The 18,958-nt window shown below is 55.4% G+C and carries 16 protein-coding genes; 11 read left to right on the forward strand and 5 right to left on the reverse strand.

All coding sequences use genetic code 11. The features are described 5' to 3' along the window. Positions 1 to 96: 96 nt before the first annotated feature. Positions 97 to 1,206 (reverse strand): AI-2E family transporter, encoded by a 1,110-nt coding sequence (locus AB6731_RS08515; protein WP_020885256.1) that lies wholly within the window; start codon positions 1,204 to 1,206, stop codon positions 97 to 99. A gap of 336 nt (positions 1,207 to 1,542) precedes the next feature. On the opposite strand from AB6731_RS08515, the gene mmuP reads away from it, so the two are divergent. The 6 genes from mmuP to tauD all read left to right on the forward strand — a co-directional run bounded on the left by mmuP (position 1,543) and on the right by tauD (position 7,471). Further along, complete coding sequence (mmuP, locus tag AB6731_RS08520) at positions 1,543 to 2,943, forward strand: S-methylmethionine permease (protein ID WP_025205021.1); 1,401 nt, start codon at positions 1,543 to 1,545, stop codon at positions 2,941 to 2,943. Continuing rightward, positions 2,930 to 3,862, forward strand: a complete 933-nt coding sequence (mmuM, locus tag AB6731_RS08525; RefSeq protein WP_371006189.1) for a homocysteine S-methyltransferase — start codon at positions 2,930 to 2,932, stop codon at positions 3,860 to 3,862. The genes mmuP and mmuM overlap by 14 nt, the downstream gene beginning before the upstream one ends. Positions 3,863 to 4,058: 196 nt before the next feature. Then, positions 4,059 to 5,021, forward strand: a complete 963-nt coding sequence (gene tauA, locus AB6731_RS08530) for a taurine ABC transporter substrate-binding protein (protein WP_014168800.1) — start codon at positions 4,059 to 4,061, stop codon at positions 5,019 to 5,021. 10 nt (positions 5,022 to 5,031) lie between these two features. Next, positions 5,032 to 5,799: a taurine ABC transporter ATP-binding subunit gene (gene tauB / locus AB6731_RS08535; protein ID WP_047355624.1), complete on the forward strand. Its 768-nt coding sequence runs from the start codon at positions 5,032 to 5,034 to the stop codon at positions 5,797 to 5,799. After that, entirely contained in the window at positions 5,796 to 6,623 is an 828-nt protein-coding gene (gene tauC / locus AB6731_RS08540; protein ID WP_014168802.1) for a taurine ABC transporter permease TauC, read from the forward strand. Before tauB ends, tauC begins: the two co-directional genes overlap by 4 nt. Further along, complete coding sequence (gene tauD / locus AB6731_RS08545) at positions 6,620 to 7,471, forward strand: taurine dioxygenase (RefSeq protein WP_014168804.1); 852 nt, start codon at positions 6,620 to 6,622, stop codon at positions 7,469 to 7,471. Before tauC ends, tauD begins: the two co-directional genes overlap by 4 nt. 44 nt (positions 7,472 to 7,515) lie before the next feature. Here tauD and AB6731_RS08550 read toward each other — a convergent pair whose 3' ends face one another. Both AB6731_RS08550 and hemB read right to left on the reverse strand, forming a co-directional pair. Then, positions 7,516 to 9,216, reverse strand: a complete 1,701-nt coding sequence (locus tag AB6731_RS08550; RefSeq protein WP_020885252.1) for a lysophospholipid acyltransferase family protein — start codon at positions 9,214 to 9,216, stop codon at positions 7,516 to 7,518. A 132-nt stretch (positions 9,217 to 9,348) separates the two neighbouring features. Beyond that, positions 9,349 to 10,323 carry a porphobilinogen synthase gene (gene hemB / locus AB6731_RS08555; RefSeq protein WP_047744181.1) on the reverse strand — a complete coding sequence of 325 codons (975 nt, stop codon included), beginning with the start codon at positions 10,321 to 10,323 and terminating at the stop codon, positions 9,349 to 9,351. 450 nt (positions 10,324 to 10,773) lie between these two features. Here hemB and AB6731_RS08560 point away from each other — a divergent pair, with 450 nt between their 5' ends. Together AB6731_RS08560 and AB6731_RS08565 are read left to right on the forward strand one after the other, a co-directional pair. Further along, a complete protein-coding gene (locus AB6731_RS08560; protein WP_371006190.1) occupies positions 10,774 to 13,548 on the forward strand; it encodes an autotransporter outer membrane beta-barrel domain-containing protein in 2,775 nt (924 codons plus the stop codon). Positions 13,549 to 13,639: 91 nt separating this feature from the next. Next, a complete protein-coding gene (locus AB6731_RS08565) occupies positions 13,640 to 14,263 on the forward strand; it encodes a helix-turn-helix domain-containing protein (RefSeq protein ID WP_181240165.1) in 624 nt (207 codons plus the stop codon). On the opposite strand, the gene ampH is transcribed toward AB6731_RS08565, so the two are convergent. Continuing rightward, positions 14,260 to 15,426, reverse strand: coding sequence for a D-alanyl-D-alanine-carboxypeptidase/endopeptidase AmpH (gene ampH / locus AB6731_RS08570; RefSeq protein WP_020885249.1), 1,167 nt, complete (start codon positions 15,424 to 15,426; stop codon positions 14,260 to 14,262). The two genes, AB6731_RS08565 and ampH, sit on opposite strands and share 4 nt — an antisense overlap. 204 nt (positions 15,427 to 15,630) lie before the next feature. Here ampH and AB6731_RS08575 point away from each other — a divergent pair, with 204 nt between their 5' ends. The 3 genes from AB6731_RS08575 (at position 15,631) to AB6731_RS08585 (ending at position 18,608) form a co-directional block, all read left to right on the forward strand. Continuing rightward, positions 15,631 to 16,164, forward strand: coding sequence for an isochorismatase family protein (locus tag AB6731_RS08575; RefSeq protein WP_134178845.1), 534 nt, complete (start codon positions 15,631 to 15,633; stop codon positions 16,162 to 16,164). 111 nt (positions 16,165 to 16,275) lie between these two features. Beyond that, a complete protein-coding gene (sbmA, locus tag AB6731_RS08580) occupies positions 16,276 to 17,496 on the forward strand; it encodes a peptide antibiotic transporter SbmA (RefSeq protein WP_044857021.1) in 1,221 nt (406 codons plus the stop codon). 14 nt (positions 17,497 to 17,510) lie between these two features. After that, positions 17,511 to 18,608: a DUF1615 domain-containing protein gene (locus AB6731_RS08585; protein ID WP_025205001.1), complete on the forward strand. Its 1,098-nt coding sequence runs from the start codon at positions 17,511 to 17,513 to the stop codon at positions 18,606 to 18,608. Here AB6731_RS08585 and AB6731_RS08590 read toward each other — a convergent pair. After that, positions 18,605 to 18,907, reverse strand: a complete 303-nt coding sequence (locus AB6731_RS08590) for a DUF2755 family protein (RefSeq protein WP_020885246.1) — start codon at positions 18,905 to 18,907, stop codon at positions 18,605 to 18,607. The two genes, AB6731_RS08585 and AB6731_RS08590, sit on opposite strands and share 4 nt — an antisense overlap. Positions 18,908 to 18,958: the final 51 nt, after the last annotated feature.

Raw genomic sequence — 18,958 nt, forward strand, 5'->3', positions numbered from 1 at the left:
AAGGATGGCGTTCTTTCAAATTATAGAAAACGTTTGATTTAAGGCGAAAAAAAAGGCGGCACAGTGCCGCCTGGTGTGGTCTTTATCGTCATATCATCACAAATCTGGAGGGTTTTTTCCTTCCTCGATGAAATCCGCATCCAGCTCTTCGGCGTTACCCGCGTGATCGCGACCGGAGAACAGGTTCCAGCAGGCGATGAACAGCGCAGCGATCAGCGGCCCAATCACAAAGCCATTAATGCCGTACAGCTCCATCCCGCCAAGGGTTGAGATGAGGATCAGGTAGTCCGGCATTTTGGTGTCTTTCCCCACCAGCAATGGACGCAGGATATTGTCCACCAGCCCGACAATGATGACGAAGAAGCCAACGATAAAGAGACCCTGCCAGAGCTGATGCGTGGCGAACAGGAAGATGGCGGCCGGCACCCAGACAATGGCCGAGCCGACGGCCGGAACCAGCGAAAGGAACGCCATCAGCGCGCCCCAGAGTACGCTACCGTCAATGCCAGCGATGGCAAATGCAATCCCGCCGAGCGTGCCCTGAACCACCGCCACTACCGCCGTACCTTTTACCGTTGCCCGCGAGACGCCGACGAATTTGGCGAACAGATGCTGTTTGGCAAAATCAGACAGAGGCAGCGAATCAAGGATCTGGCGTACCAGATACGGACCATCTTTCAGCAGGAAGAACAGCAGATAAAGCATGATGCCAAAGCTGATCGCAAAGCCAAACGTCCCTTTACCAATCAGAAACGCGCTGCCGGCCAGATACTGTCCGCCCTGCAGGGCCACATCGGAGAGTTTTTTCTGGATTTGCGCCGCGTTCGTCAGATTGTGGTCCGCAAGGAAGCCGCTGGCCCAGCCTGGCAGGTGGTTAAAGATGCTCGCCACCACTTCCGGGAATTGGGTGTTGTTCGCTTGCAGCTTGGTGTACACCACATTCAGTTCAATGGCGAGCGATGAAAAGATCACCATCAACGGGATAAAGACGATGAGGCAGATAATGCCGATAGTTAACAGCGAAGCCAGTCCGTTGCGATCGCCCATCGCCGCGCGCAGCTTGTTTTTTACCGGGTTAAAGATAACGGTAAGAATGGCTGCCCATAAAATCGCGGAGAAGTAGGGGGAGAGCACGTCGAAGAAAGCCCAGGTGACAAGGGCGAGTATGAAGATAAAGAAACCTTTGGTCAGTCCGTTAAAGCGCATCAGTTGATCCTGTAACGATGAAACTGTGTCGACTATAGAACTGATTGAGGGATTTACCAAGAATTGCGCCGCTGTAAAATCCCGCGTATGAACCCGCTCCTTACGGATACCACTTTCGACTGACCGAAGAACGCCAGGGTCCGCGCCATGCTGTAAGTATCTGCTTGCGGAGGTGCTTATGGCCTGGCGTCCGTTCCTGTATGTGATCCTCACAACCCACCCCAGACTCAGCGCGCGGCGCGCCCGATTACGTCTGGTCGTCTAGCTTTTTCTTAACAATCGCGGTATAACACACCTTCTTTGGATGTTTAGATGTCCATACGTATAGAAGGTAATATGCAAACACAACAAGAAAATGGGCAGCTTAAGCGCACCATGAAAACACGCCACCTGATTATGCTCTCGCTGGGTGGGGTCATTGGGACAGGGCTATTCTTCAATACTGGTTATATCATTTCAACGACCGGGGCCGCGGGAACGCTGCTGGCGTACCTGATTGGCGCGCTGGTGGTCTGGCTGGTGATGCAGTGTCTGGGCGAACTTTCCGTTGCGATGCCGGAAACCGGCGCGTTTCACGTCTATGCCGCCCGCTATCTTGGCCCGGCTACAGGCTATACCGTGGCGTGGCTTTACTGGCTTACCTGGACGGTGGCGCTCGGGTCGAGCTTTACCGCCGCCGGGTTCTGTATGCAGTACTGGTTCCCGCAGGTCCCCGTCTGGACGTGGTGCGTGGTGTTCTGCGTGGTGATCTTCGGCCTTAACGTCATCTCCACGCGCTTCTTTGCCGAAGGCGAGTTCTGGTTCTCGCTGGTGAAAGTCATCACCATTATTGCCTTTATTATTCTTGGCGGCGCTGCGGTGTTTGGCTTTATCCCGATGCAGGACGGTTCTCCCGCGCCGGGCTTAACCAACCTTACCGCCGAAGGCTGGTTCCCGCACGGCGGCCTGCCCATCCTGATGACCATGGTCGCGGTGAACTTCGCCTTCTCCGGGACAGAGCTTATCGGTATCGCGGCGGGTGAGACGGAAAACCCGCACAAGGTGATTCCGGTTGCCATTCGTACCACCATTGCCCGGCTGATCATCTTCTTTATTGGTACCGTGTTTGTGCTGGCCGCGCTGATCCCGATGCATCAGGCGGGCGTGGAAAAAAGTCCGTTTGTACTGGTGTTCGAAAAGGTCGGTATTCCGTACGCGGCTGATATTTTTAACTTCGTGATCCTGACGGCCATCCTGTCGGCGGCGAACTCGGGCCTGTACGCTTCTGGCCGCATGTTATGGTCGCTCTCGAATGAAAAAACGCTGCCGCGTTGCTTTGCGCGCGTTAATAAAAACGGCGTACCCATGACGGCGATTTCTGTTTCAATGCTTGGCGGCGTACTGGCGCTGTTCTCAAGCGTGGTGGCACCGGACACGGTGTTTGTCGCACTGTCCGCCATCTCAGGCTTTGCTGTGGTGGCGGTCTGGATCAGCATCTGCGCGTCGCATTTTGTCTTCCGTCGTCGCCATCTTCAGTCTGGTCAGCCGCTTTCCGCTCTGCAGTATCGCGCGCCGTGGTATCCGCTGGTGCCGGTGCTCGGCTTTATCCTCTGCGTGGTGGCCTGTGTTGGTCTGGCGTTTGACCCGAGTCAGCGTATTGCCCTTTATTGCGGGCTTCCGTTTGTTGCCCTGTGTTATGGTGCCTACTACCTGACCCGAAACATGACATCGCAGGAGCCTGAACATGTCGCAGAATAATCCGCTTACCGCCATCCTTGAAAAACAGCCATTTGTGGTGCTGGATGGCGCGATGGCGACGGAACTGGAAGCGCGCGGTTGTAATCTTGCAGACAGCCTGTGGTCTGCCAAAGTGCTGGTTGAAAACCCGGATCTTATCCGCGACGTTCATCTGGACTACTACCGGGCGGGGGCGCAGGTGGCGATCACCGCCAGCTATCAGGCCACGCCTGCGGGGTTTGCCGCACGAGGCCTGGATGAGGCGCAATCCCGTGCGCTGATTGGCAAAAGCGTGGAGCTGGCGCGTAAGGCGCGCGAAGCGTATCTCGCGGAAAACCCTCATGCAGGCACGCTGCTGGTCGCGGGATCGGTTGGGCCGTATGGTGCATACCTGGCGGATGGTTCTGAGTATCGCGGTGACTACGTGCGAAGCGCAGAAGCGTTTACCGATTTCCATCGCCCGCGCGTGGAAGCGCTGCTGGATGCCGGGGCAGATCTGCTGGCCTGCGAAACGCTGCCATCCTTTGCTGAAATCAAGGCGCTGGCGGCGCTTCTGGCCGAGTATCCCCGGGCCCGGGGATGGTTCTCGTTTACCCTGCGTGACAGCGAGCACCTCAGCGACGGCACGCCGCTGCGCGATGTGATTTCTGTGCTGGAACGCTATCCGCAAATTGTGGCGCTGGGGATCAACTGTATCGCGCTGGAAAATACCACTGCGGCACTGAAACATCTTCACAGCCTCACCGCACTGCCGCTGGTGGTCTACCCGAATTCGGGGGAGCATTATGACGCCGTGACCAAAACCTGGCATCACCATGGCGAAGCCTGCGAAACGCTGGCGGGCTATTTACCCCAGTGGCTGGCGGCCGGGGCGAAGTTGATTGGAGGATGTTGCCGGACCACGCCCAAAGACATTGCAGAGCTAAAGGCGCAGCGCTGATGCTGTGTGTCGTCTGATGCATTCACTTCATCCCTCTCCCGTCGGGAGAGGGAGCCAGAATAAACCCCACAAAATTCACTATCCTTTGCCACTTTTTTTCTAAAAACGAATCGGAATTAACGATTCTTTTTTATTCCTTTATCAAAATTCCTGCGCCGGAAATACTGCCCTCATAACAACAAGGGGAGCAGTCACAATGGCAATTTCATCGCGAATTACACTTCTCGGCGCGCTAGCGCTGTGGGCATTTCAGGCACAGGCGGTAGACGTTACCGTCGCGTATCAAACCTCTGCGGAACCGGCAAAAGTTGCGCAGGCGGATAACACCTTCGCCAAAGAAAGCGGCGCAAAGGTGGACTGGCGTAAATTCGACAGCGGGGCGGCCGTCGTGCGCGCATTAGCGTCCGGCGATGTGCAGATTGGCAATATCGGTTCCAGCCCGCTGGCGGTGGCTGCCAGCCAGCAGGTGCCTGTTGAGGTTTTCCTGCTGGCGTCACAGCTCGGGAATTCTGAAGCCCTGGTCGTGAAGAAAAACATCACCCGGCCGGAAGATCTGATTGGCAAGCGCATCGCCGTGCCGTTTATCTCCACCACCCATTACAGCCTGCTGGCGGCGCTCAAACACTGGGGCATCAAGCCGGGCCAGGTGCAGATCATCAACCTGCAGCCACCCGCAATTATTGCCGCCTGGCAGCGTGGGGATATCGACGGCGCTTACGTCTGGGCACCTGCCGTGAATGAGCTGGAAAAAGACGGCACCGTGCTGACCGATTCCGAACAGGTGGGGCAGTGGGGCGCGCCGACGCTTGACGTGTGGGTCGTGCGTAAAGACTTCGCGGAGAAACACCCTGACGTGGTGAAGGCGTTTGCTAAAAGCGCCATTGACGCCCAACAGCCTTATCTCAGCAACCCCGATGCGTGGCTGAAAGAGACGGGCAATCTGGAAAAACTGTCGCGCCTGAGCGGCGTTCCGGAAGCGGACGTGCCGGGGCTGGTGAAAGGCAATACCTATCTCACGCCTGCACAACAGGTCCAGCAGCTCAATGGGCCGGTCAATAAAGCGATTGTCGATACCGCTACGTTTCTGAAAGAGCAGGGCAAAGTGCCTGCGGTGGCGACAGATTACAGCCAGTACGTGACCGATCGCTTTGTGAAATAAGGGGGAAGCGATGCTGAATATTACAAATCTGTCTGCTGATTACGGCGGTAAACCTGTGCTGGAGGAGATCAACCTGACGCTGGACAGCGGTGAATTGCTGGTCGTGCTGGGTCCGTCCGGGTGCGGCAAAACCACGCTGCTGAATCTGATCGCCGGGTTTGTACCGTATCAGCAGGGTTCCATCCAGCTGGAAGGGAAACGGGTCGAGGGTCCGGGTGCAGAGCGCGGCGTGGTCTTTCAGAGTGAAGGGCTGCTTCCGTGGCGCAACGTGCAGGAAAACGTCGCCTTCGGCCTGCAGCTTGCGGGGATTCACCGTGAACAACGGCTGGCGACCGCGCGTGAGATGCTAAAAAAGGTGGGGCTGGAGGGCGCTGAAAAACGTTTTATCTGGCAGCTTTCCGGTGGCCAGCGTCAGCGGGTCGGGATTGCCCGCGCGCTGGCGGCAAACCCACAGCTGTTGCTGCTGGATGAGCCGTTTGGTGCGCTGGACGCCTTCACCCGTGAGCAGATGCAAACGCTGCTTTTGCGCCTGTGGCACGAAACGGGCAAGCAGGTACTGCTGATCACCCACGATATCGAAGAGGCGGTGTTTATGGCGACCGAACTGGTGTTGCTTTCGCCGGGGCCGGGTCGTGTGCTGGAGCGGTTGCCGCTCAGCTTTGCCCGTCGCTATGTGGCCGGTGAACCGGTCCGCAGTATCAAATCCGATCCGTTGTTTATTGAACAGCGCGAATATGTTTTAAGCCGCGTATTTGAACAACGGGAGGCATTCTCATGAGCATTGTCTTCAGTGAGAAAACGCGCCGCCCTCGTCTCGCGTTACGCTGGCCGTTCTCTCGCCAGATCACGCTGAGTGCGGGCACGTTGCTGGTATTGCTCGCAGTCTGGTGGGCGGTGGCAGCGCAACAGTGGGTAAGCCCGTTGTTCCTTCCGCCACCGGGACAGGTGCTGGCGAAACTCATCACCATCGCCGGGCCGCAGGGTTTTATGGATGCTACGCTCTGGCAGCATTTAGGTGCCAGTCTGGCGCGTATTCTGGTGGCGCTGCTGGCGGCGGTAGTGATTGGCATCCCGGTGGGCATCGCGATGGGGCTGAGCCCGACGGTGCGCGGCATTCTCGACCCGCTGATTGAGCTTTACCGTCCGGTCCCACCGCTGGCCTATCTGCCGCTGATGGTTATCTGGTTTGGCATCGGGGAAACCTCGAAAATTTTGCTGATTTATCTGGCGATTTTTGCCCCGGTTGCTATGTCGGCACTGGCTGGGGTGAAGAGTGCGCAGCAGGTGCGGATCCGCGCGGCGCAGTCGCTGGGTGCCAGCCGTCTTCAGGTGCTGCTGTTTGTGATTTTACCGGGCGCGCTGCCGGAGATTTTAACCGGGTTGCGCATTGGTCTCGGGGTGGGCTGGTCAACGCTGGTGGCGGCTGAGCTGATCGCCGCCACGCGCGGATTAGGGTTTATGGTGCAGTCGGCGGGAGAGTTTCTGGCGACTGACGTCGTGCTGGCAGGGATCGCGGTGATCGCCGTGATCGCCTTTGGATTAGAACTGGGGCTGCGCGCGCTACAGCGACGTCTGACGCCCTGGCATGGAGAAATACAATGAGTGAACGTCTGACCATCACCCCGCTGGGGCCATATATTGGTGCGCAGGTCTCCGGCCTGGACGTGACCCGTCCACTGAGCGATAACCAGTTCGAGCAGTTGTACCACGCGGTGCTGCGCCATCAGGTGGTGTTCCTGCGCGAACAGGCGATCACCCCGCAGCAGCAGCGTGCGCTGGCCCTGCGCTTCGGCGATCTGCATATTCACCCGGTCTATCCCCATGCGGAAGGCGTGGAGGAGATCATCGTGCTGGATACCCATAACGATAATCCGCCGGACAACGACAACTGGCATACCGACGTGACGTTTATCGAAACGCCACCTGCCGGGGCGATACTGGCGGCGAAGCTGTTGCCGGACACCGGTGGAGATACGCTGTGGGCCAGCGGTATCGCCGCCTTCGAGGCGCTGTCCGTGCCGTTCCGGACGCTGCTGAGCGGGTTGCGGGCCGAACATGACTTCAAAAAATCCTTCCAGGAGTACAAGTACCGGAAAAGCGAAGAGGAACATCTGCGCTGGCAGGATGCGGTCGCGAAACATCCGCCGCTGCTGCATCCGGTAGTGCGTACGCACCCGGTAACCGGTAAGCAGGCGTTATTTGTGAACGAAGGCTTTACGACGCGGATCGTAGACGTGACGGAAAAAGAGAGCGATGCGCTGTTAAGCTTCCTGTTTGCCCATATCACCAGGCCGGAATTTCAGGTGCGCTGGCGATGGCAGGAGAACGATCTGGCGATCTGGGACAATCGCGTGACGCAACACTATGCGAACGCAGATTATCTGCCGCAGCGTCGGATTATGCAGCGGGCGACGATTTTAGGGGATAAACCGTTTTACCGTGCGGGCTGATGCCTTCACCTGACCCTCTCCCGACGGGAGAGGGGAAAGCAGGGTTACAAATGCGCCTCAATATAGCGCTGATAGCGGTTCGCCTTCAGATAACACAAATCCACCAGCACCAGGCCATCAACGCAGTTGTTGAATGCCGGGTCGCTCCCGAAATCAATAAACTGTACGCCACCCGGTTCGCACAGCTCGGAATACTGCTTGTAGAGCGGCGGAATGCCGCAGCCCAGATTGCCGAGCAGGGATTTCAGCTTCGTCAGATCGTCGACATAATCCACGCCGCCAAACTGCGCCAGCACATCCGGAAGCGATGCCGGGTAGGGCTGGCGTGACGCCGCGAGCGGATGGCTTGCCGGGAACCAGAGGCGGTAAAACGCCACCAGCAGATCCCGCGCGGCAGGCGGTAAGCCGCCGGATATCGAGACCGGACCAAACAGATAGCGGTAGTGGGGATAACGCGCCAGATAGGCACCAATGCCTGACCACAGATAGTCCAGACCTCGGCGTCCCCAGTAGCGCGGCTGAATAAAGCTGCGCCCGAGCTCAATGCCGTGCTCCAGCACATCCTGCATTTTGTCGTCGTAGTGGAACAGGCTGTAGCTGTACAGTCCTTCCGGCCCCCGACGCTCCACTTGTCTGGCGGTGGGCATAAAGCGATACGCACCGACAATCTCCAGATCCTCATCGTCCCATAAGATCAGATGCAGATAGTCATCATCGTAGCTGTCAGTGTCCCGGCGCTTACCGCTTCCTTCTTCCACCGCGCGAAACGCAATCTCACGCAGGCGGCCCAGTTCGCGTAGCAGTGGCGCCTCTTCCTGGCCGTTACGCTGCCAGAGATAGATGGATTTTCCATCGCCGGTTTTGCCCAGACATTCAGCCTGCGCCAGCTCGCGTTTTAGCGTAGCCCGGTCTTCCGGACGGGCAATGGCGCACTGGGTTTTAAAGACGCCAGGCACTCCCTTGCCAAGACGTATCACGTGCTGACGGCACTTTTCGGCCATCTCACGCGACGAAAGGGTGGCGCTATACCAGTCACTCCAGGCAATCTGCTGACCGATTGTAATCGGCAGCTGGCTATGGCGACGGCGGAACATCTGCTGCATCAGCAGCAGCATGGATAACGTCGGCGATACCAGCGTGCTGGCATAAAAGAGGAGGCTGTTGTGCGCCTGAATATGTACCGGCAGCAGCGGGGCGCGCAGTTTGGTGGCGAGTTTGATAAATCCCGAGTGCCATTTTTTATCGCGAATGCCTTTTCGCGTCGGCCGGGAAACTTCACCCGCCGGGAAGAAGATCAGCACGCCCGCGTTTTGCAGATGTTGTTCCATCTGTACCAGCGACGTTTTTGCCGTCCTGCCGCCCATATTATCGACCGGGATAAACAGCGAGCTTAGCGGCTCCAGGTGGGTCAGCATCCGGTTGGTCACGACTTTGACATCGCGTCGCACGCGCGAGACGGCGTACATCAGCGCCAGCCCGTCCAGAGTACCTGTCGGGTGGTTGGCAATGATAACCAGAGGGCCATGTTCGGGGATTTGTTCGAGATCGCGGGCGGAAACGGTGCAGAGAATATCAAGGTGCTCCAGAACTTGCTCCACCATATCCAGTCCTTTCAGGTGGCGGTGTGCTGCGGCAAATTGCTGGAATTCTTCTTCGTAAAACAGCCTTTTTAACAGACTTTTTTGCCAGGGTGCCGGCCTCGCCTGAGGCCAAAGGTCATCGAGAACGCTATCGAGACTAAACATGATCACTCCTCCTGCCGTCTTGCGATGACAGTAGAAGGGGGAGATGTCGGTTGTATTGCAGTTTGGTGAAGTTTCGTGAGGCAGGGAGAGCAGGCCGGGTCAGGCGAAACCGCCCCCCGGCACCGTTGCGCCTTAGCGCAGAATTTTCTTCTCAGCCAGATCCAGCGCAAAGTAGCTGAAGATCAGATCCGCACCCGCGCGTTTGATCGCACCCAGGCTTTCCAGGATCACTTTCTCTTCATCGATCGCACCCGCTATGGCGGCGAATTTGATCATCGCGTACTCGCCGCTGACCTGGTACGCGCCCAGCGGCAGCGAGGTGCGTTCGCGAATATCACGCAGGATGTCGAGATAGGCTCCCGCCGGTTTCACCATCAGGGCGTCTGCGCCCTGGGCTTCATCGAGCAGGGATTCACGGATAGCTTCCCGACGGTTGAGCGGGTTCATCTGATACGTTTTACGATCGCCTTTCAGCGCCGTACCGGCTGCTTCACGGAACGGGCCGTAGAAAGAGGAGGCAAATTTGGTGGAGTAGGACATGATGGCCGTGTCGGTAAAACCGGCAGCATCCAGCGCCTGGCGGATAGCCTGCACCTGCCCGTCCATCGCAGCCGATGGCGCGATGAAATCAGCACCCGCAGCGGCAGCAACCACCGCCTGCTTACCAAGATTCAGCAGGGTAGCATCGTTATCCACACCGTGATCGCACAGCACGCCGCAGTGGCCGTGAGAGGTGTATTCGCAGAAACAGGTGTCGGACATCACGACCATTTCCGGCACGGTCTCTTTGCAAATGCGCGACATACGGGCGACCAGACCGTCCTCTTTCCAGGCATCGCTGCCGGTGGCGTCGGTATGATGGGAGATGCCGAAGGTCATCACCGAGCGGATCCCTGCATTGGCGATACGTTCAATTTCACGCGCCAGATGTTTTTCAGGAATGCGCATCACGCCAGGCATGGCTTCGATGGCCTTGTAGTCGTCAATCTCTTCTTCGACAAAAATCGGCAACACCAGATCGTTTAAGGTCAGTGTTGTCTCTTCAAACATAGCGCGTAGTGCGGGTGACTTGCGCAGGCGACGGGGACGAGCAATTAAATCGGTCATGGTATGCCTGAGGTTTGTGGAACAAAGAGGGTTAGTGTACCTCAAAGTGAAAGAAGGTGTTTTACCAAAGTGGGCATTTTGTCGAGGGGGAAATCCCGATGCCAACGCGTCACGCGATCAATAATATATGCCTTTCCACTGGCGTTAATTGTTCACGAAATATTGGTTTTATTTCTATGATGAAGTAAATATATCATTGAAAATGATCTATTTATTTTTATTATATTTTTTATCTTTATAAGAGGGTGTTTTAACTGCCTGTTTTATAATGATTATTGATGGCATTGTATCGCCGCTACATTATTTTCATGTTGTTTGTCTGAATGCGGACTTAATGGAATGATTCATTGAACCTTTTCAGATTGAAAATGCATAATTCCCTCCGCAATTAAGTATTGCAAAATCGTTAGATGGACAAACTTGCTTACGTCCCTGAGGAGGGATGACCCAATGCAAACATGGAAAAAGAAACTGGTTGTATCACAACTTGCATTAGCCTGCACCCTGGCTATCGCTTCTCAGGCCAATGCGAAGGATATTTCTGGTACGACATATAATACCTTCGGATATGATAATACGGCAGCTGCACCCTGGTATTATGGTTACGCTGACTGGGATTACTCTGATGCGACGCACGATGGTGATATTTATCCGGTGATTAATAAATCCACCGTGAATGGTGTTATATCAACCTATTATTTAGATGATGGTATCAATGGTCGGGCGAATGCGCTGAGCATTTCCAACAGCACCATTAATGGCATGATCACTTCAGAATGCATGACCGCGTCATGTGCTGATGGCGTGGATACGGACGGCACAACCCATTCTCAATACGACCGTTTTAGCCTGACCGTCGATAACTCCACGATCAACGATACTTACGAGCATTATGCGTATGACATTGTGAACGGGGAAAATACGGAAACGCATTATCTGGACACCTATGCGCTGGGCAATGCAATTACCCTGGATGTGGAATCGGATATTGTTGTTCAGAATAACTCTCACATCGCCGGCATTACCCTGACTCAGGGATATCAGGAACAGGATAATACCCCGTATGACGGTGTGGAAGGTGTGGCGAACAGCAGCAATGTCTTTACCGACACGCTGCTGGTGAAAGACTCGGTGCTGACCTCTGGCGCATACAGTGACCTGGGCACCAGCGGGTTCTATGGTCAAACCGCGAAGCCGAGTGATTACGGTGAAACCAATGCCACTGCGGCTGACGACGCGGCGCTGATTGTTGCTGCCAGTGCGTCTGACAACGCGATGCAGACCACCGCCACGTTCGATCACTCCACGATCACCGGCGATATCCTGTTCTCCAGTACCTTCGATAACAACTTCTACCCGAACGGCGATCCGGCAACCGATACGACGGCTGACGGTATATACAACCCAACCACCAACGGCTGGGATGACACCGATAAGCTGGACGTCACACTGACCAATGGCAGCAAATGGGTCGGCGCAGCGCAGTCCAGCGTTGAGGCCATCGGCACCGCGCAGATGTATGGCCTGGGCTACAGTGACGTTGACTGGCGCACCCTTTCTCCAGATAGCATCTGGCCGGATTCCACGTTCGACAATAATGGACATGTCGCGGGTGAAGCGGTCTATCAGAGCGGTCTGTTCAACGTCACGCTGGATAACGGCTCTGAGTGGGATACCCGTAAGCTCTCTAACATCGACACGCTGACGGTGAATAATCATTCGCAGGTCAATGTTGAAAACTCGGGCCTGCTGGCTGATTCCATCACCCTGTCCAACGCTTCATCTCTGAACATCGGTGACAATGGTGCCGTGGCAACCGACAGCCTCTATCTGGACAGCGACAGCCGTGCGGCCCTGACAGAGGAAACCGCGGAGCTGTATGCCAATACCATTACCGTGGACAACGGTGCGGAGCTGTCTCTCGGCCTCGGCCAGGTGGATACGCACAATATGGTGTTAACGGATGGCGGCGTGCTGAACGTGGCCAGCCGTGATTACGTGTTGAACAGCGATCTGAACAACGCCCGCTATATCACCAACGATATGAGCAAAGCCGATTACGACTACGGCGTTGTGGCACTCAACGCTGACGGCCATCTGGCCGTGAATGGTGACGTGGCAGGGAATTACGCCGTGCGTATCGACAACGCCACCGGCGCCGGCTCTGTTGCTGACTATAAAGGCCAGGAGATTATCCGTGTTTATGACAACAACACGGAGACCCGCGCCAGCTTCACTGCGGCAAATAAAGCCGATTTAGGGGCATATACTTATCAGGCGCAGCAGAAAGGCGACACTGTTGTTCTGCAACAGCAAGCGCTGACCGATTATGCCAACATGGCGCTGAGCATCCCGTCTGCCAACACCAACATCTGGAATCTGCAGCAGGATGCAGTTAGTGCGCGTCTGACCAACAGCCGTCATGGCCTGGCGGATAACGGCGGGGCATGGGTAAGCTACGTTGGCGGCAACTTCGACGGCGATAATGGCGTTATCAGCTACGATCAGGACGTGAGCGGTATCATGGTTGGTCTGGATACCCTGATTGACGGTAATAATGCGAAGTGGATCGTCGGGGGTGCGGCAGGTTTCGCCAAAGGCGATATCAGCGATCGCACCGGTCAGGTGGATCAGGACAGCCAGACGGCAATGATGTACGCGTCCGCGAAGTTTGCGAACGATCTGTTCATCGACAGTTCCCTGAGCTACACCCGGTTCAACAACGATCTCTCCGCGACCATGAGCAATGGTCAGTATGTTGACGGTAACACTACCACCGACGCCGTTGGTTTTGGGTTGAAACTGGGCTATGACTGGAAACCAAACCTCTCTGGTTATGTGACGCCATACGCAGCCGTGTCGGGTCTGTTCCAGTCCGGTGATGACTATCGCCTCAGCAACGACATGCGCATGGATAGTCAATCCTATGACAGCCTGCGTTACGAAGCGGGTGTGGATGCCGGTTACACCTTTAACTACGGCGGTGACCAGGCACTTACGCCTTACTTCAAACTCGCTTATGTCTATGACGACGCTGGTAACGATGCCGATGTTAACGGTGACAGCATTGATAATGGCGTGAAAGGCTCCGCAGTGCGGGTTGGTCTGGGTACCCAGTTTAGTTTTACGAAGAACTTCAGTGCTTACACTGATGCCACTTATCTGGGCGGCGGTGACGTTGACCAGAACTGGGGCGCAAATCTGGGTGTGAAATATACCTGGTAATAAATAAAAGCGGGGGATAAGCCCCCGCTTTTTTATAGATGACAATAAAAAATAATAGTGAACCGACAAATACGGATGTCTTGAGGTCTGCATGAACGTTAATGCGAAACCACTTTCTGAATTAAGCCGGCTCGAAGCATGTTTGATAGCAGCCAGTACCCCGTTTAAATCTGCTCCACAGCAATTAATTACCTCGGGCAAGGGGAGTGAGCCTTGTACCTACGTATTCCAGACCGGCGTTATTGAAGTTTATCGTCATTCAGACGATCTGCTGGTTGGCATTGCGTCAGCCCCTTTTATTTTTGGCCTGTCTGCCGTAGTGATTAATCACAGTCAGGAATACAGAGTCACTGCCAAAACGGCCTGTACCGGTTTTTATTTGCCCGCGACGACCACCCGTCAACTCATTCAACAGCATTCGCTCTGGAAAGACGCGTTTTGCTGGTTATCCTGGATAAATTACATTCTGGGCAAACGCGACAGGCAGCTGGTGGGAAATAACTCCTATCACCAGATCCGCGCAATGCTGCTGAATATGGCCGAGTGGGATGAAACGCTGCGTTCAAAAATTGGTGTGATGAATCATATACAGCAAAGCACGCGTATTTCACGCTCTGTCGTTGCCGAAGTGCTCGCCGCTTTGCGACAAGGCAACTATATCAATATGAGCCGGGGCAAACTGGTCAGCATCAACCGTTTGCCCACGGAATATTAAGGCTGGATGGAGGCGGTGAGCACCTGGGCTTTATTGGCGCTCAGCTCAGCCACCAGGTTATTGATGCCATCGCTCATATTGACGAAACGCGTATTTGGAGAGCGGGTGACGACCACAAACGCGCCCACGTTGGACTGCGGGATCATCGCCATATAGGTGATGAATCCACCGCCGCCACCGGTTTTCTGAATAATGCCCGGTCGGCCATTTTTGGGTGCCATATAGACCCAGCCCATGCCCAGCGCGTCGGCTTTACCCGGTACGTCCATGCCGATCACGCGGTGCAACTGGCTACGCTGGTAAATCAGGGTCTGCATGCGATCGGCCTGGTGACTGCGCGCATAGAAATCTGATGAGAGGAACTGCTGCATCCAGCGCATCATGTCGCCTGGCGTTGAATAGACCCCACCACTGCCGATGGCTGCCAGGGTGTTATTACACGGGCTTGCGCCTTTCTCTGCCACCATCAGGCGTCGGCACTGATCCGGAGAAGGGGTAAAGGTGGTGTCCTTCATGCCGAGCGGGCGCGTTATCTGCTCTTCAAAGAGTTGCGGGTAAGGTTTGCCTGCTGCCGTCGAGAGCGCATCTGCCAGCAGGTCAAACGCCAGGTTTGAGTAAGATGCCTGTGAACCCGGGGCCGATTTCAGCGTGGCGGTGCTCAGGTAGTTCCAGCGCTGTTCGCGCGTTGGCCAGACAAAAACGTCACGGTGCGCCGCGCCGCCGGGTTGTTCGCGAGGCAGCGCGCTGGTATGGGTGGCAAGGTTTACCAGCGTGATGGGCGTGCCCTGATAGGTTGGAACGCGTGCGCCTGGCGGCGCATATTTGCTGAGCGGATCGTCGAGCTTGACCACGCCCTGATCGAGTAATTTCACCAGCATTTCGCTGGTCATCAGCTTGGTTAAGGACGCAATGCGGATCACGGAATCCAGCTGCGGGTGAACGTTATTTCCCGGTCGCGTTTCGCCAAAGCTGCGAAATACGCGCTGGTTGCCGTCGATGACCACCATCGCCATCCCGGTCGCGCCACTGCCGTAATAGATAAGGTTCGCGTAGCGATCGGCAATATCTGAAGCCAAAACGGGGGCCGTCAGCGGCTGAGCTGCCTGGGCGGTGGAGAAGCTCACCGCACACAGCGCGGCAAAAGAGAGCAGACAACGTTTCAACGAAAAGCATCCATGAATTGAATGAGAAAAGTAATGGGTATTTATACTACTAAAGCGCACCGTGCAATGCCCCGAATTGCATAACGATAGCGAGAAAAACGTAACCATGGGTAAATAAGCATAATTTCCTGGCGACCAGTCTCCCATTTTGTGACATCGGCCGTATGATAGAGGCCAGTGTCACTCAATCTTGCGGAGAACGATATGTCAGTGAAGCGTGTGGTTATGGTTGTCGATATGCAGCAAGGGGTGTTTGCAACGCCGCGTTACCAGCGCGAAAAATGTGTTTCGCTTATCAATCAGCTCACGCAGGCCGCCGAACGGGTGATTTTTATTCAGCATACCGGTGAAGGCGGTCTGGAAGAGGGGAGCGAAGGGTTTGCGCTGCTGCCTGAACTCCATCAGCCCGCTGACGCGCTTTACGTCACCAAGACTGCCTGCGATGCATTTTATAACACCGCACTTGAAGCGGTGTTGCGCGAGCAAGGTATTCGCGAGTTTGTCATCTGCGGCTGTGCCACCGATTACTGTGTCGACGCGACCATCAAGAACGGGGTCAGCCGTGGCTATCACATTACCGTGGCGGAAGATGCCCATACCACGGCTAATCGTCCGGCAGCCGACGCGCCCATTCTGATTAACCATTACAACGACGTCTGGCGTGACTTTATTGCGCCGGCCAATCCTCTCGTGGTGAAACGCACCGAAACAATTCTCGAAAACTGGAAAGCGAACTAATAATTAACCCTCGGGTCTGACCTTTTTGCCTGCGCCGTCTGGCTCAGGCGAGATTTTCGTGTGGTGATGTGTTGAGCACAGCAACAGCCATAACAACAAGAAGGAAGCATTATGTTTAAGTCTTTTTTCCCAAAGCCGGGGCCTTTTTTCCTGTCGGCATTTATTTGGGCACTGATCGCTGTCATTTTCTGGCAGGCTGGCGGCGGGGCGTGGCTGGCCCGCATTACGGGCGCAACGGGTGAAGTCCCGATCAGCGCCGCTCGCTTCTGGTCGCTTAGCTATTTGCTGTTTTACGCCTACTACATGGTATGCGTTGGCCTGTTTGCCCTGTTCTGGTTTGTCTATGCGCCGCACCGCTGGCAATACTGGTCGATTCTGGGAACCTCGCTGATTATCTTTGTGACCTGGTTCCTGGTGGAAGTGGGGGTGGCAGTAAACGCCTGGTATGCCCCGTTCTACGACCTTATCCAGACTGCGCTGAGTTCGCCGCATAAGGTAACCATTAACCAGTTTTACCATGAGGTGGGCATTTTCCTCGGTATCGCATTGATTGCGGTGGTGATCGGGGTGATGAACAACTTCTTCGTCAGCCACTACGTTTTCCGCTGGCGTACCGCGATGAACGAACACTATATGGCGCACTGGCAACACCTGCGTCATATCGAAGGTGCAGCACAGCGTGTGCAGGAAGACACCATGCGTTTTGCCTCCACCCTTGAAGACATGGGCGTCAGCTTTATCAACGCCATCATGACGCTGATTGCCTTCCTGCCGGTGCTGGTGACGCTCTCGGCTCACGTGCCGGATCTGCCTCTTGTCGGTCATCTGCCGTATGGGCTGGTGATTGCGGCGATTGTCTGGTCTCTGATGGGGACGGGGCTGCTGGCGGTGGTCGGGATTAAGCTGCCGGGGCTGGAGTTTAAAAATCAACGCGTGGAAGCGGCTTATCGTAAAGAGCTGGTCTACGGTGAAGATGATGCTAACCGCGCCTCGCCACCAACCGTACGTGAGCTGTTTGGTGCCGTGCGTCGCAACTATTTCCGTCTCTACTTCCACTATATGTATTTCAATATTGCGCGCATTTTGTATCTGCAGGTCGATAACGTTTTCGGTTTGTTCCTGCTGTTCCCGTCCATCGTTGCGGGTACGATTACGCTCGGCCTGATGACCCAGATAACTAACGTTTTTGGTCAGGTGCGTGGCTCATTCCAGTATCTGATCAGCTCCTGGACCACGCTGGTGGAACTGATGTCCATCTATAAACGTTTACGCAGCTTTGAGCGTGAGCTGGACGGCCAGGAACTGCAGGAAGTCACCAATACATTTAGCTAATACAGGGAGTTGCTATGACCTTTGCCGTACCGCGTGCGTTACCGTTGTCCTTACTGGCCGCTCTGGTGCTGGTAGGGTGTGCCGAAAAAGGGGCTGCCCCGCTTAAAGAAGGGGAGAAGCCTGTTGATGTGGCAAGCGTTGTGCGGCAAAAAATGCCTGCCAGCGTGAAAGATCGCAATGCATGGGCGGATGCGCTGGCAAAAACCTTTGAAAGCCAGAAGATTGCCCCTACCGAGGAGAATATCTGCTCGGTACTGGCGGTGGCGCAGCAGGAATCAATGTACCAGTCAGACCCGGTCGTGCCGGGTCTGAACAAAATAGCCTGGAAAGAGATCGACCGCCGTGCGGAATCGATGCATATCCCGGTATTTCTCGTGCATACCGCGTTTAAAATCACCTCGCCAAATGGAAAAAGCTACAGCGAACGGCTGGACACGGTAAAAACCGAGAAACAGCTCAGCGCCATCTTTGATGATTTCATCAGCATGGTGCCGATGGGGCAGACACTGTTTGGCTCACTTAACCCGGTACACACCGGCGGGCCGATGCAGGTCAGCATTGCCTTTGCGGAAAAGCATACCGACGGCTACCCGTGGAAAATCGACGGTACGGTGCGTCAGGAGGTCTTCTCCCTGCGTGGCGGCCTGTGGTTCGGCACTTATCATCTGCTGAACTATCCGGCGAATTACAGTGAGCCGCTGTACCGCTTTGCGGACTTTAACGCGGGCTGGTATGCCAGTCGTAACGCGGCATTTCAGAATGCGGTCAGCCGCGCGAGCGGCGTGAAGCTGGCACTGGATGGCGATCTTATTGCCTACGGCAGCAGCGAGGCTGGCACCACGGAGCGGGCGGTGCGGAAATTATCGAACAGGCTTGGCATGAGTGACAGCGACATTCGCCATCAGCTTGAGAAAGGCGATAGTCTGGCGTTTGAGAAAACCGATCTCTACAAGAAAGTCTTTACGCTTGCAGAACAGAAAAGTGGGAAAACGTTACCGAGGGCAATCCTGCCGGGTATTCAGCTGGAAAGCCCGAAGATCACGCGTAACCTGACAACCGCCTGGTTCGCAAAACGCGTGGATGACCGCCGGGCTCGCTGTATGGGGCTTTAAAAGCGACGGCGAAAACGCAGTACTAATGCCACAACGCCTAAAATCATACACCCTGCGAGGAAAGGAATGAGGCCAAACAGGGTGCTTACGCCAAAGCCAATTTCCACTCGCGGGCGTCCGTTATCCTGCACCTGCATCAGGTGTTCATAGACTCCTGGTGCATGAACCAGCATATTGAGTAGCTGCGAACCCGCCCAGAAACAGAACAAGACAAACAGGGCGTAAGCGATATTACCCGCCGTGGAGGTTTTTGGTTGTTTACCGCCAAAAATCGGTTTCGACAATGTAAAGTCAGCCATCACGACCTCCCGATAAATCACTCTGTTTTATATGCGTCTTACAAGGTGAGT

It is taken from the genome of Enterobacter sp. RCC_40, assembly GCF_041360735.1.
Taxonomy (GTDB): Bacteria; Pseudomonadota; Gammaproteobacteria; order Enterobacterales; family Enterobacteriaceae; genus Enterobacter; species Enterobacter ludwigii.

What these genes read in the sequence shown, in the direction of transcription:
- AB6731_RS08585 (WP_025205001.1), top strand. Translation starts at nt 17,511, where the DNA reads ATGACCTTTGCCGTACCGCGTGCGTTACCGTTGTCCTTACTGGCCGCT.
- tauA (WP_014168800.1), top strand. Translation starts at nt 4,059, where the DNA reads ATGGCAATTTCATCGCGAATTACACTTCTCGGCGCGCTAGCGCTGTGG.
- mmuP (WP_025205021.1), top strand. Translation starts at nt 1,543, where the DNA reads ATGCAAACACAACAAGAAAATGGGCAGCTTAAGCGCACCATGAAAACA.
- hemB (WP_047744181.1), bottom strand. Translation starts at nt 10,323, where the DNA reads ATGACCGATTTAATTGCTCGTCCCCGTCGCCTGCGCAAGTCACCCGCA.
- AB6731_RS08550 (WP_020885252.1), bottom strand. Translation starts at nt 9,216, where the DNA reads ATGTTTAGTCTCGATAGCGTTCTCGATGACCTTTGGCCTCAGGCGAGG.
- AB6731_RS08575 (WP_134178845.1), top strand. Translation starts at nt 15,631, where the DNA reads ATGTCAGTGAAGCGTGTGGTTATGGTTGTCGATATGCAGCAAGGGGTG.
- tauD (WP_014168804.1), top strand. Translation starts at nt 6,620, where the DNA reads ATGAGTGAACGTCTGACCATCACCCCGCTGGGGCCATATATTGGTGCG.
- AB6731_RS08515 (WP_020885256.1), bottom strand. Translation starts at nt 1,206, where the DNA reads ATGCGCTTTAACGGACTGACCAAAGGTTTCTTTATCTTCATACTCGCC.
- AB6731_RS08590 (WP_020885246.1), bottom strand. Translation starts at nt 18,907, where the DNA reads ATGGCTGACTTTACATTGTCGAAACCGATTTTTGGCGGTAAACAACCA.
- tauC (WP_014168802.1), top strand. Translation starts at nt 5,796, where the DNA reads ATGAGCATTGTCTTCAGTGAGAAAACGCGCCGCCCTCGTCTCGCGTTA.
- sbmA (WP_044857021.1), top strand. Translation starts at nt 16,276, where the DNA reads ATGTTTAAGTCTTTTTTCCCAAAGCCGGGGCCTTTTTTCCTGTCGGCA.
- tauB (WP_047355624.1), top strand. Translation starts at nt 5,032, where the DNA reads ATGCTGAATATTACAAATCTGTCTGCTGATTACGGCGGTAAACCTGTG.
- AB6731_RS08565 (WP_181240165.1), top strand. Translation starts at nt 13,640, where the DNA reads ATGAACGTTAATGCGAAACCACTTTCTGAATTAAGCCGGCTCGAAGCA.
- AB6731_RS08560 (WP_371006190.1), top strand. Translation starts at nt 10,774, where the DNA reads ATGCAAACATGGAAAAAGAAACTGGTTGTATCACAACTTGCATTAGCC.
- mmuM (WP_371006189.1), top strand. Translation starts at nt 2,930, where the DNA reads ATGTCGCAGAATAATCCGCTTACCGCCATCCTTGAAAAACAGCCATTT.